We start from the raw sequence: 11,810 nt of genomic DNA, 5'->3' as shown, positions 1-11,810 counted from the left end.
TTAGTTTTCACCATAGCCAGCAGTGGAAAATATCGCAGCGCCCTGCCAGCGGCTATTTTAGGGTTATTCTCCCCTACAAGGAGAATAATTCATGAGCCTCTTATCACCCGGCAATCGCCGGGATTTTCTCTCCGCCGGCATGAAACTCACCGCCGCAGGCACCTTACTCAGCGCGGGCATGAGCCGCAGCATTCAGGCGGTAGAAACCTGCCAACCGGCGCCTGCCAGCCGCGTTGATGCCACGCACTTTTTGCTGCGCAATGTGCGCCTGGAAGAAGCCTTTATCCGCAATAAAGATGTGATCACCGCCACGCAAACCGGTTTGTATGATGTCGAGGTGAGCGCTGGCAAGATTGCCGCCGTTCATCCTGCGGGCGTTAGCCTTAATCTGCCAACGTGGGACGCCGCAGGTTATCTGCTGCTGCCCGCCACGCGCGACATGCATATTCATCTCGATAAAACCTTTTACGGCGAAAGCTGGCGCGCCCCGCTGCCGCGCCATAGCGTGATTGATATGATTCATCAGGAAGAGCAGATCCTGCCCGAACTGCTGCCCACTTCTGAAATCCGTGCCGGGAAACTGATTGGCCTGCTGCAATCCAAAGGCAGCGGTTCTGCACGCAGCCATTGCAACATCGATCCGGTCAGCAAATTACACGGTCTGGAGCATCTGCAGCAGGCGATTGCCAACCATCGTGATGATTTTCATGCCGACATTGTCGCCTTCCCACAACACGGATTACTTCGCTCAAACGTCGAAGGCATGATGCGCGAAGCGATGAAGATGGGCGCGAACTATGTCGGTGGACTGGATCCAACCAACGTTGACGGCGCGATGGAAAAGTCACTGGATACCCTGTTCAGCATCGCGCTCGACTTCGCCGCACCGATCGATATTCATCTGCACGAAACCGAACCGCACGGTGTGGCGGCGATCCGCTACATGCTGAAAACGGTGCGCGACAATCCGCAGCTGAAAGGCAAAGTCACCCTCAGCCACGCCTTTGCCCTGGGGACGTTACAGGGTAACGAACTGACGGCGATGATTGAGGAACTAAAAGAGCAGCAGTTTAGTATCGCCACCACCGTACCGATTGGTCGCGTAATCATGCCGCTGCCGCAGTTGCGCGCCGCTGGCGTGCCGGTGTGGTCGGGCACCGACACCATCGCCGATCACTGGCAGCCCTTTGGCAGCGGCAGCATGCTGGAGAAAGCCAACGTCTATTCGCAGCTCTATCGTGGGCCGGATGAGTATTCTCTGAGCCGCGCGTTGGGTATCGCCACCAACGAGGTGTTGCCGCTGAATAGCCACGGCGAACAGCAATGGCCGAAAGCGCAGGACCACGCCACTATGATGCTGGTTAACGCCAGTTGCTCTGCGGAAGCTGTTGCGCACATCGCGCCGGTGATGGCGACGTTCTTTAGCGGCAAACAGACGTTTGGCAGCCTGAAAAAGGTGTAAATATCGACCTGGTGCGCATCAATGCGCACCCTAAAAAAGCTGTATGGCGAAAGCCAGCAATTCATAGTCAATTTCGGCATTTGCCTGCGGCCATCCTTTTCCATAGCTTGAAATCATCAACAGGAGAGGAACCTATGACAGCATCAGCATTACCGGTCGCGATTGTCACCGGCGGCAACAGCGGCATTGGCCTGGAAACCGTGAAGTTATTGGCGGCCGATCATCAGGTTTACGCGATTGGGCGCAATCAGCAAACGTTGCAGGCTTTAGAACAGGTCACCAATGTGATTCCGCTTGCACTGGATATCACAGATTTTGCCGCCGTGGCCGCGTTCACCGCCACCCTGGAACGAGTTGACGTGTTGGTGCATTCGGCGGCGATCTCGATTCTCAGCACCACCTTCTCCGCCACGCCAGAACTGTGGCAACAGCACCTGAACATTAATGTCATTGCGCCTGCAGAACTCACGCGCTTGACCTTGCCCGCCCTGCGCGCCTCGCAGGGCAAAGTGGTGTTTATCAACTCCGGTTCGGGGACGCTGGCGTTAGCGGGACACGTCATTTACTCCGCCTCCAAATTTGCCCTTACCGCGCTGGCGCATGCGCTGCGTAGCGAAGAGAGCGAACATGGCGTGCGGGTCGCGACAGTCGCGCCCGGCCCAACCGATACGCCGATGAATCAAGCCTCGCGTGCCCGCGCGGGTAATCATGCGCCGATCAATCCGCAGGAGTATCTCAATGCAGCTTCAGTGGCGCGCGCCGTGCGGTTTATTGTGGATAGCCCGGAAGATATGCAGATTGCAGATATTGTGATTCGTCCACGCCGCGATAAAGCCAGGCGCTGATTCAGCAGTGAAAAATCCATAACGCGAGGCTGCCATCCGGCGGCCTTTTTCTTTTTTACGTTTTTTTAGCAATATTCTCACTGCTCATTCGTCTACCTCATCACCAGCAGTTATCCGTTAATGTCATGAGGACAAAACAATGAGAGATTTTGATATGCACAGACACGGTCATCGGGAGCATTTTGGCGGTCATCGCCTGGCGAAACCGCTGCTGATGGGCGCGGTGATTATCGCCGCGCTGGGCTTGTTGGTGATGTCGCTGTGGAATGCGTTGCTGCCGGGCATCATCGGTGTGAAAAGCATCGGTTTCTGGCAGGCGCTGGGCTTGCTGGCGTTGTGCCGCATCTTGTTTGGCGGTTTGGGATTCCGTCCGGGCATGTTCGGCATGGCGCGTCGCCGCATGCACGAACGCTGGATGCAGATGACGCCGGAACAACGCGAAGAGTTTATGCAGCATCGCCGCAATCGCTTTGGTCATCGTGGTCATCACGATCGTTGCGACTGGCATGGTCGTCGTGATGAGCGAGGTGAAACGCGTCCGCAGCCAGAGAATAATCCGCCCAGATCCAGCGACGCCGGGTAAGCGTGATGGCGCAGGATTCACTGCTGATGTCGGCAATCACCGCCTGCCGCACTAAGCTAAATGCGTTCATTCGCGGGCGAACCGCGGTACGTGAAGATGCCGACGATATCTTGCAGGAAGTCACTTATAAGCTGATGCAGGTGGAACAGCCGGTGGAGAATGTCGCCGCCTGGCTGTTCCGTGCGGCACGCAATGAAATGACCGACCGGGCGCGGAAAAAAAGTGAGCTGCCGCTGGCTGATTATTTTGGTGGTCGCGAAGAGCAGGATTTTCCGGAAGATGAGTTGGCAGAGACTTTATTTGGCGTGCCGCAGACGCCAGAAGATGAGTATCTGAAAACGCTGCTGTGGGAAGAACTGGAAGAAGCCTTAGCCGAATTACCTGACGCGCAGCGCGAGGTATTCGAGAAAACCGAACTGCTCGGCTACAGCTTTAACCAGCTGGCGCAAGAGAGCGGCAGCAGCGTGCAGACGTTATTATCGCGCAAGCACAAAGCGGTGCTATTTCTACGCACGCGCCTGCGTAACCTGTATGACGAAATAACCGGATAACCCGATTGCCTGGCAATCGGGCATCATTTACCACCACTTTTTCTCTTGCTGCGGCTGCAAAAATTGCACGCCCTGCCCGAGTTGTGGCATCGACACATTAATCTGCTGTTCCTGCGCCAGCGTCACGATTTGATTAAGCGGATCATTCCATGCATGAAACGCTAAATCGAAAGCGGCATTGTGAATTGGGAACAGCCATTTCGCGTTGAGGTCGATAAAGGCTTTGATGGTGTCTTGTGGCAGCATATGAATATCGGCCCAGCGACGGTCATAAGCGCCGTTTTCCAGAAAGGCCATATCGAACGGGCCGAATTTATTACCGATCTGTTTGAAACCATCGAAATAACCGGAATCCCCGCCATAGAACAGGCGGAAATCATCGCTGATAATGCTCCATGAGCACCACAGCCGCTTATTAATGTCGAACATGCCACGGCCAGAAAAATGCTGCGATGGCGTAGCGACAAATTGAATACCGCCGATATTCTTTGATTCCCACCAATCCAGCTGAGTGATTTTTTCCGACGCAACGCCCCAGGATATCAGTAAATCACCGACACCCAGCGGCGTCAGGAAATAGCGCACGCGATCTTTAAGCTGCAAAATGGTGTGATAATCCAGATGGTCATAATGATCATGCGAAAGAATGATCCCTTCAATGGGCGGCAAATCTTCAAGCGCAATCGGCGCAGGCTGGAAGCGTTTCGGGCCAAACCACGTAAAGGGCGAAGCACGCTGCGTAAATACCGGATCGGTCAGCCAGTATTTGCCCTGCATTTTAAATAGCAATGATGAGTGGCCAAGGCGAAATACGCTGTTATCCGCCGCAGCCGCAAGTTGCTGCGCGTCGAGTTTGATGAGCGGCAGCGCAGATTCAGGTGCGGTATTTTTCGGTTTGTTAAAGGCAAAATCCCAGAATAGTTTGGCGAACTCAGTTAATCCTAACTGCTGGCGTGGGATCTTATTGTTAAACCTTTTGCCATCAAACTGAGCGGATTGCGGATAGCGTTTTATATTGCAGCGACAAATGCTCGAACTATTCAACATTGATCTTTTACCTCTCATCCCGGGTCCTTCAGAATATTCACTTTTACGGCAACGCACATCGCATATTGGGCGGTTGATGACTTCGCTAACGCCGAGAGTTAAAGTAACGCTTTTGCTTGATTTTATGAGGGAAAATGAAACGTTTATTTGTTTACGGTACGCTCCAGCCCGGCCATTCAAATGCGCATATTCTGGAAAACATCGGTGGCGAATGGCTGGCGGGAACGGTTTCTGGCACCTTTTATGAGCGCGGCTGGGGCGCAGCAGCAGATTTCCCCGGCATTGTGTTGCAGGAAAACGGCCCACGCGTGCCGGGTTATCTGTTTATCTCAGAGAAACTTGAACCGCATTGGCCGATGCTCGATGAGTTTGAAGATGGCTACGATCGCGTGGAAGTTGATGTCACCACCAGCAATGGCGAGCTGATCACGGCGTGGATTTATCAGTTGCAGCCGCAACTTTAACTTCACAATGCCAGTATTTACGCCCGATTTCCTCTTCCAACTCCAATGCGGTGCAACGTCCTCAATACAATCTGTAATGATCTGCGCGCGTCCTGATTTCGGCTTCTAGAATGAATCTCAAATAGACGAGAGGAATTCATGATGATCAAAGTCTGCACCGCCTGCGGCACATCTTACGATGAGCAACAGAGTCAAATCGAACACTGTAAAATATGTGAAGATGAACGACAGTTTGTGCCGGCTAGCGGGCAAAAATGGACTTCACTGCACAGCCTGCAAGCCACACACTGCAATAAATGGCAGCAGCACGCTGCCAACGTGTTCAGTCTGCAAACCGTGCCCAGCTTTGCTATTAATCAACGCGCGTTTCTGCTGCAAACGCCGCACGGCAATATTCTGTGGGATTGCATCGCTAATTTCGATGATGCCACCAAAGCGATTATTATCGCGCTCGGCGGTATTCACGCCATCGCTATTTCGCATCCGCACTATTACAGCACCATGCAGGATTGGGCAGCGGCATTCGACGCGCCGATCTATCTGCATGCTAACGATAGTCAATGGATTATGCGCGACAGCCCGCATATTCATCTTTGGCAAAATGACGAGCTGGAAATTGTGCCGGAAGTGAAACTGGTTCGCCTTGGCGGACATTTTGCCGGCGGATGCGTATTGCATTGGACGCACGATGACGGCGTGCTGTTGAGTGGCGATATCGTGCAAGTTACGCCCGGCGCGGATGCGGTGTCATTTATGTGGAGCTATCCAAATATGCTGCCGTTACCGGCGGCGACGGTAAGCGATATTATGCGTCGGCTGGCGGCGCTAAAATTTTCGCGCTTATACGGCGCATTCGAGCATCGCCAAATTCTCACTGACGCGCAGCGGATCGTGATGCAGTCGGGCGAGAAATATATTGCCTGCTTGCAGAAGTCTCTCTCCTGAACGAATTGTAAGCAAACGCGCTGTGGATGGATGTACAGACGTCTAAACATCCATTATAGTCCCTTCCCTACGTTAAAAGGGAATCCGCGCAATGAAGAAAATTTTACTCACGACGCTGCTGGCTGCATCCGTGGCGCTGCTTAGTGGCTGCAACAAAGACAATGAAAATCAAATCAAAGTGGCCATTAATACCGGACCAGACCAGGCGCTGTGGGATACCGTGAAGCAAGTGGCGCACGACAAATATCAGCTGGATGTCGATGTGGTGGCCTTCAATGATTACGTGCAGCCGAATGAAGCGCTGTTCAACAAAGATGTCGATGCCAACGCCTTCCAGAGCCTGCCTTATCTGGAGATGCAATCCAAAGAGCGCGGCTACCACTTCGCCGTGGTCACCAACACCTTCGTGTTCCCGATTGCAGGTTACTCGCGCAAGATAAAATCGCTGAAAGCGTTGCCTGACGGCGCCACCGTGACCCTCTCCAACGAAGCCACCACGCTCGGCCGCAGCCTGCTGCTGTTGCAGGCGCAGGGCTTGATCAAAGTGAAACCGGAAGCGGGCTTGCTGCCAACCACGCTGGATATCACCGACAATCCGAAGAAGCTGAAAATTGTTGAGGTGGATACGCCGCAGCTGGCGCGTACGCTGGACGATCCGCAGGTTTATCTTTCGATCATCAACAACAACTTCGCCGCGCTGGTTAATCTCTCTGCCTCGCGTGACGGCATGTTTATGGAAGGCAAAGCCTCACCTTACGTGAATGCGATTGTGGCGCGTGAAGATAATAAAGACAGCGCCAACGTGCAGAAGCTGAAACAAGCCTTCCAGTCACAGGAAGTGCTGGATAAAGCCAACGAGATCTACAAAGGCGACATTATTAAAGGCTGGTAAATTGGCGAAAACTGCGCAGATATTAACTGCGCAGTTTCAGCTTATTTGAAATCGACCTCCATCAACTCCGCAATAGTTGCATTACGCGTTGAAGCGACACAATGATGCAAATAGTCAGTAAACTTTGACGATGGCGGCATACCCAGCTCCAGCAATTTTTCATTGCTGAACACCACATTCAGTTTTGAAAAATGTCCATACAGATTCATGGCGCGTAATAAGATGCGTTCATTACAGGGACCAAACAGCGAAGAAAATGAGCTCCTGCTCGCTGCCAGTTCACGGTAATTCACTTTCTGATACGTTTCGGCCACCGCAACGTGTCCCGAGGCTTGTGCCATCGCCTGATCAATCTCAGCAAACGTGACGCTGCTATTTTCACCCGCTGAAATATGAATAATCGTTTTCTCCACGTTGGGAGCCGTCAATAACAACTCCAGCGCATCGGCACAGTAATCGACCGGCACCACATCAATACGGTCATTCAGCTCACACATAAATTTGCCTAACGTGAGCACCATGCGAAATACCCAAAAAATGCTTGGCGACGGCGCACAGCCACAGTCCGAATGCCCCACCACAATGGATGGTCGCGCGATGACTAAGGGCAGATTAGGTAACATTTCGCTCATCATTCTTTCAACCGTCGCTTTACTCCACGTATATTCCACAACGTGTTGTTCGCGCAGCGTATTCAACTCACTTTCTACCACCAGCGAATTGGCTTCGGGCGCACACGACATAGCGGTACCGACATGCACAAAACGCTTGAGTCCTTTCACCCGCGCCATGCGACTGGCAAATGCGAAGGTGCCTTCTACATTGACTTTCCAGATCAGGGGATTCGCGCCAAACGAGGCGACAGCGGCGCAGTTAAGCACATGCGTAACCTTGGTCAAGCGCGCATCGTCAATAAACCGTTCCGGCTCAGCAAGATCGCCTATTAAGATGTTCTCGTGGGTGAGCCTGTTTAATTGACCGGCTTCAACGCCAAATTTAATCAGGTTTTCCTTAATTCGATCTAATCCTGCAGCTTGACTATTAGCCCGCACTAATAAAAGTAGTCGGTAATGATCACTTTTCTTGAGCAGATTAACCGCGACCGCACCGCCCAAAAATCCAGTTGCACCCGTTATGAGTACTGTATTCATATTTTTTAACCCACCGGTTCGTTACAGGAAAAACTGTGCATTTAGCTGGCTCGAATCTATGCTCGCGTGGGTAAATGATGAATAAATGCCCTGTGCTTTCCTGCGGGTAAAACCGCTCCAGTGAGCATTGGTTTATATATGTTCAAATGTGATATTTGGGCCTCAGTGCGCAGTCAAATATTCCACTACGCTCAGCGTGAAAAATGAGCGCGATATAAAAATGGTGTAAAAATATCGGCGTTACGCGTAAAAATGCTGTACGTAAATTCGCCTGCCACTGTTCGCTTCGGTCGCAAACAGGTATGTTCGCCCTCATTAGCCTCAACCCTGATAAAACACAGGAAATCTATGAGTCAAAGTGAAAAACAGTCCTTGCCTGCTGGCATGCTGGCGGCTGCGGGGATCGTGTTTGGGGATATCGGCACCAGCCCGCTTTATACCCTTAAAGAGTGCCTCTCCATTTTGCCTAATGGCGCCGTCTCCACCACCGCAGTGATGGGATTTTTGTCGCTGATTTTCTGGGCGCTGACGCTGATCGTGACGCTGAAATACGTCTGCTTTGTGATGCGCGCCGATCATGATGGCGAAGGCGGCGTATTAACGCTGATGTCGCTGGCACGCCAGCATGTTGGGCAGAAAGCCTCGCACATCATTGTATTAGCGGGCTTGATTGGCGGCGCGTTCTTCTACGGCGATGGCGTGATCACGCCGGCGATTTCGGTGCTGTCGGCGATCGAAGGTATCGAAGTGGTGTCACCTGAGCTGGATAAATATGTGGTGCCGCTGGCAGTGGCGATTCTCACGCTGCTGTTTATGATTCAAAAACACGGCACCGAGAAGGTCAGTAAGGTTTTCGGCCCGGTGATGTTTGTCTGGTTTGTGTCGATTGCCCTGTTAGGCATTCGCGGCATCCTGCATAATCCTGAAGTGCTTTACGCGCTGAATCCCTCCTATGCGCTGACGTTCCTGCTTAGCCACAAAGCGCTGTCGTTTGCCGCGCTGGGCATGGTGGTGCTGGCGGTGACCGGCGCGGAGGCGCTGTACGCTGATATGGGACATCTGGGCAAAGCGCCGATTCGCATGGCCTGGCTGGTGATCGCCATGCCCGCGCTGGTGCTCAACTACTTTGGGCAGGGCGCGCTGGTAATTGCCGATGCGCAGGCTCTCAATAACCCGTTCTTTAATCTCGCGCCGGGTTGGGGACAGATCCCGCTGATTGTGCTGTCAACGCTGGCCACGGTGATCGCCGCGCAGTCGGTGATTACCGGCGTGTATACGCTGACGCATCAGGCGATCCGTCAGGGATTTCTGCCGCCGATGCGCATCATCTTCACCTCGCACACGGAATCCGGTCAGATCTATATTCCGGTGGTGAACTGGCTGCTGTTTGTCGCGGTGACGGTGATTGTGCTGGCGTTCCGACAATCATCAGCGCTCTCTTCGGCGTACGGCATAGTGGTGACCGGCACCATGGTGATCACCGCGTGTCTGGCGGGCGTGGTAGCGCTGCGTAACTGGAAGTGGCCGCTGCCGGTGGCGCTGGTTTTCCTGCTGTGTATGTTAAGCATTGATGTGCCGCTGTTCAGCGCTAACCTGATGAAACTGCTGTCCGGCGGTTGGGTGCCGGTGCTGCTGGCGCTGAGCATGATGGGATTGATGCTCATTTGGAGCAGCGAGCGTAATCGCCTGATCCGCAAGTTGAATAACGATCCTGAGAGCCTTCAGGCGCTGGTGCGATCGCTGGAAACCCATCCGCCCAGTCGTGTGCCGGGCACCGCAATCTTCCTCTCACGTAAAGAGCATGAGATTCCGCAGGCGCTGCTACATAACCTTAAACACAACCGCGTGCTGCATAAACGTGTGGTGCTGCTGCATATTCGCACCACCGATATCCCGCGCGTCTACAACCAGAAGCGTCTGAGCATCACTCAATTGGCGCCAACGTTCTGGCAAGTGACCGCCGCTTACGGCTGGCGCGAGACGCCATCGATGGCCGAGATCCTGCATTTGTGCGGGTTGGAAGGATTGGGTTGTACCGTCAATGAAGCCTCGTTCTTTACCTCGCACGACACGCTGGTGATGAAGAAGAGAAAAGGTTTGATGCGCATTAAAGGCGGTATTTTCCACTTCTGCCAGCGCAATGCGCAGCGCGCACATGAGCAATTTAATATCCCACCGAATCGGGTCATTGAATTGGGCGGGCAGCGCGAATTTTAATCTGCCGATGACATAAAGCGCAGGGATTGTAGCGGCGCAGTTCATTGCGCGATAAATCGCGCCGCTACTGTTCAGGCGTTATATTCAACCTCCTGTCGACTGTTAGGGTTAACACACCAAATGTAACCAGATGCAAAAATAGTCGCGTAAGGTTGAATGAGTTGTGGCTGAATCTTTCTTAACATCTAATTAGCAATTAAAGCTAAAACGCTTAACTTGAAAAGGTGTTTATTAACTTCACCGGCAATCATCACTCGCCGTAAACATTTAGGGTGTCAGCACATTACCAACAATTGAAAAATTCGTAGCTGCGGCCATTGGCTCAGTTATTATTTGCGAGGAGTATCGCCATGAAACAATTAATTAATGACGTAATATCTATTTTCACACCGCAATCTGTTAAACCGGTTTTAATTCGCGGCGATTTAACCCATCGCGAACTTTCATCGATTCATCCGGTAGGCTTTACTTCGGTGAGCTGGGCGACTTCAATGGAAGAGCTGAATGACGCCTTTGTGCAGAAAGCCGTTGCTGCCGGTGCGGTGGGTTATCACATCACCGAAGTGGAATCCCACGAACCGGCGCACGATGGTCAGCACGTCATGGCCGCCACTGCCACCCTTTATCACATCAATAGCAAAGTGGCTTATGGCTAATGTTTATCTTCTATCTGCTTAAATCACAGCCTGCCCTTCATCATCGGCAGGCTTTTTTCTACAAAATAGTCGACAAGAAAATCAATAAACACTTTAATGCGTGGCGATTCAGAAGCGCGTTGGGTGTAAACCGCCCAGACATTCGCTTCCTGATACCACTGCGGCAAAACATGCACCAATTGGTTTTCACTTAAATACGGCGCCACATCCCAGGCAGAACGCAACGCAATGCCGTGCGATTTTAATGCCCAATTCAGAATCACTTTTCCGCTATTCGATGAGTAATGGCTATTCAGGCGACAAACTATTTTATTTTCGCCATCGGTTAACGTCCAATGGCCAAACGTGTTATTATTTTCATTAATAATAAGGCAGCTGTGATCGATTAAATCATCCAGCGTCTCCAGCGGACGCGACCGGGCTAAATAATCTGCAGAGGCACAAAGAATACGCCGATTGGCGGCTAATTTTCGCGCAATGTAGGAGTGATTCACATCATCGCCCACCCGAATATCCACGTCAGTGCCTGACTGCAATAAATCAATATCGCGATCGCTGAGCATCAGTTTGATATTCAGTGACGGGTGGCGCGTCATAAATTCGGCAATCGCATCGGACAAATAATCCTGACCAAAACCAAATGAGCAGGCCACAGTAAGATCGCCGGTCAATTCGCCGCGCCACTGCTGGAAGTTATTCAGAAAGGAATCCATTTCGTGCACCACTTGCAGCGCGCCTTCCAGCGCCTTTTCACCTTCTGGCGTCAGGCGCATCACGCGGTTGGTGCGGAAAAACAGCCGGGTTTCCAGCTGCTTTTCGAGGATGGCAATCCGCTTGCTGATGTAGGATGGCGACTGGCCAAGCTCAATCGCAGCGCGGCCAAAACCTTCATAGCGCGCTACGCTGATAAAGACATACAGATCTTCGACTGACGGCCAACCCTGAAGCGGCTTCTGATAACTTTTTCCGGCAAGCAGTATTTTCATCACCATCACGG

At 52.3% G+C, this 11,810-nt stretch carries 12 protein-coding genes; 9 read left to right on the top strand and 3 right to left on the bottom strand.

All coding sequences use genetic code 11. The annotated features are described in order from the left end of the window. Positions 1 to 91: 91 nt before the first annotated feature. From K5Y33_RS10875 to K5Y33_RS10860, 4 genes are all read left to right on the top strand, one after another. On the top strand, positions 92 to 1,462 hold the full coding sequence (locus K5Y33_RS10875; protein ID WP_222233925.1) for an amidohydrolase: 1,371 nt from the start codon (positions 92 to 94) through the stop codon (positions 1,460 to 1,462). Positions 1,463 to 1,596: 134 nt separating this feature from the next. Next, positions 1,597 to 2,307 carry an SDR family oxidoreductase gene (locus K5Y33_RS10870; RefSeq protein WP_222233924.1) on the top strand — a complete coding sequence of 237 codons (711 nt, stop codon included), beginning with the start codon at positions 1,597 to 1,599 and terminating at the stop codon, positions 2,305 to 2,307. A gap of 139 nt (positions 2,308 to 2,446) precedes the next feature. Further along, positions 2,447 to 2,890 carry a hypothetical protein gene (locus tag K5Y33_RS10865; protein WP_192234801.1) on the top strand — a complete coding sequence of 148 codons (444 nt, stop codon included), beginning with the start codon at positions 2,447 to 2,449 and terminating at the stop codon, positions 2,888 to 2,890. Positions 2,891 to 2,895: 5 nt separating this feature from the next. After that, entirely contained in the window at positions 2,896 to 3,441 is a 546-nt protein-coding gene (locus K5Y33_RS10860) for an RNA polymerase sigma factor (protein WP_222233923.1), read from the top strand. Positions 3,442 to 3,468: 27 nt separating this feature from the next. On the opposite strand, the gene K5Y33_RS10855 is transcribed toward K5Y33_RS10860, so the two are convergent. Further along, the gene (locus K5Y33_RS10855) at positions 3,469 to 4,488 is read right to left on the bottom strand and encodes an MBL fold metallo-hydrolase (protein ID WP_222233922.1); all 1,020 of its coding nucleotides are present in this window, start codon (positions 4,486 to 4,488) and stop codon (positions 3,469 to 3,471) included. Positions 4,489 to 4,622: 134 nt separating this feature from the next. Between K5Y33_RS10855 and K5Y33_RS10850 the strand changes: the two genes are divergently transcribed. The 3 genes from K5Y33_RS10850 to K5Y33_RS10840 all read left to right on the top strand — a co-directional run bounded on the left by K5Y33_RS10850 (position 4,623) and on the right by K5Y33_RS10840 (position 6,789). Continuing rightward, a complete protein-coding gene (locus K5Y33_RS10850) occupies positions 4,623 to 4,952 on the top strand; it encodes a gamma-glutamylcyclotransferase family protein (RefSeq protein ID WP_101761533.1) in 330 nt (109 codons plus the stop codon). A 141-nt stretch (positions 4,953 to 5,093) separates the two neighbouring features. Continuing rightward, the gene (locus K5Y33_RS10845; RefSeq protein WP_222234325.1) at positions 5,094 to 5,897 is read left to right on the top strand and encodes an MBL fold metallo-hydrolase; all 804 of its coding nucleotides are present in this window, start codon (positions 5,094 to 5,096) and stop codon (positions 5,895 to 5,897) included. 91 nt (positions 5,898 to 5,988) lie between these two features. After that, entirely contained in the window at positions 5,989 to 6,789 is an 801-nt protein-coding gene (locus tag K5Y33_RS10840; RefSeq protein ID WP_222233921.1) for a MetQ/NlpA family ABC transporter substrate-binding protein, read from the top strand. A 41-nt stretch (positions 6,790 to 6,830) separates the two neighbouring features. Here K5Y33_RS10840 and K5Y33_RS10835 read toward each other — a convergent pair whose 3' ends face one another. Then, on the bottom strand, positions 6,831 to 7,940 hold the full coding sequence (locus K5Y33_RS10835; protein ID WP_192413049.1) for an SDR family oxidoreductase: 1,110 nt from the start codon (positions 7,938 to 7,940) through the stop codon (positions 6,831 to 6,833). A 348-nt stretch (positions 7,941 to 8,288) separates the two neighbouring features. On the opposite strand from K5Y33_RS10835, the gene kup reads away from it, so the two are divergent. Together kup and K5Y33_RS10825 are read left to right on the top strand one after the other, a co-directional pair. After that, complete coding sequence (kup, locus tag K5Y33_RS10830; RefSeq protein WP_222233920.1) at positions 8,289 to 10,157, top strand: low affinity potassium transporter Kup; 1,869 nt, start codon at positions 8,289 to 8,291, stop codon at positions 10,155 to 10,157. A 350-nt stretch (positions 10,158 to 10,507) separates the two neighbouring features. Next, complete coding sequence (locus K5Y33_RS10825) at positions 10,508 to 10,813, top strand: DUF1471 domain-containing protein (RefSeq protein ID WP_101761538.1); 306 nt, start codon at positions 10,508 to 10,510, stop codon at positions 10,811 to 10,813. Between the two features lie 23 nt (positions 10,814 to 10,836). On the opposite strand, the gene K5Y33_RS10820 is transcribed toward K5Y33_RS10825, so the two are convergent. Further along, positions 10,837 to 11,799 (bottom strand): LysR substrate-binding domain-containing protein, encoded by a 963-nt coding sequence (locus tag K5Y33_RS10820; RefSeq protein ID WP_222233919.1) that lies wholly within the window; start codon positions 11,797 to 11,799, stop codon positions 10,837 to 10,839. Positions 11,800 to 11,810 lie beyond the last annotated feature (11 nt).

Source organism: Pantoea sp. DY-17 (assembly GCF_019795975.1).
Classification (GTDB): Bacteria; Pseudomonadota; Gammaproteobacteria; order Enterobacterales; family Enterobacteriaceae; genus Pantoea; species Pantoea leporis.
This window is presented reverse-complemented; position numbering and strand designations above follow the sequence as displayed.

What these genes read in the sequence shown, in the direction of transcription:
- K5Y33_RS10875 (WP_222233925.1), top strand. Translation starts at nt 92, where the DNA reads ATGAGCCTCTTATCACCCGGCAATCGCCGGGATTTTCTCTCCGCCGGC.
- K5Y33_RS10870 (WP_222233924.1), top strand. Translation starts at nt 1,597, where the DNA reads ATGACAGCATCAGCATTACCGGTCGCGATTGTCACCGGCGGCAACAGC.
- K5Y33_RS10865 (WP_192234801.1), top strand. Translation starts at nt 2,447, where the DNA reads ATGAGAGATTTTGATATGCACAGACACGGTCATCGGGAGCATTTTGGC.
- K5Y33_RS10860 (WP_222233923.1), top strand. Translation starts at nt 2,896, where the DNA reads ATGGCGCAGGATTCACTGCTGATGTCGGCAATCACCGCCTGCCGCACT.
- K5Y33_RS10855 (WP_222233922.1), bottom strand. Translation starts at nt 4,488, where the DNA reads ATGTTGAATAGTTCGAGCATTTGTCGCTGCAATATAAAACGCTATCCG.
- K5Y33_RS10850 (WP_101761533.1), top strand. Translation starts at nt 4,623, where the DNA reads ATGAAACGTTTATTTGTTTACGGTACGCTCCAGCCCGGCCATTCAAAT.
- K5Y33_RS10845 (WP_222234325.1), top strand. Translation starts at nt 5,094, where the DNA reads ATGATCAAAGTCTGCACCGCCTGCGGCACATCTTACGATGAGCAACAG.
- K5Y33_RS10840 (WP_222233921.1), top strand. Translation starts at nt 5,989, where the DNA reads ATGAAGAAAATTTTACTCACGACGCTGCTGGCTGCATCCGTGGCGCTG.
- K5Y33_RS10835 (WP_192413049.1), bottom strand. Translation starts at nt 7,940, where the DNA reads ATGAATACAGTACTCATAACGGGTGCAACTGGATTTTTGGGCGGTGCG.
- kup (WP_222233920.1), top strand. Translation starts at nt 8,289, where the DNA reads ATGAGTCAAAGTGAAAAACAGTCCTTGCCTGCTGGCATGCTGGCGGCT.
- K5Y33_RS10825 (WP_101761538.1), top strand. Translation starts at nt 10,508, where the DNA reads ATGAAACAATTAATTAATGACGTAATATCTATTTTCACACCGCAATCT.
- K5Y33_RS10820 (WP_222233919.1), bottom strand. Translation starts at nt 11,799, where the DNA reads ATGAAAATACTGCTTGCCGGAAAAAGTTATCAGAAGCCGCTTCAGGGT.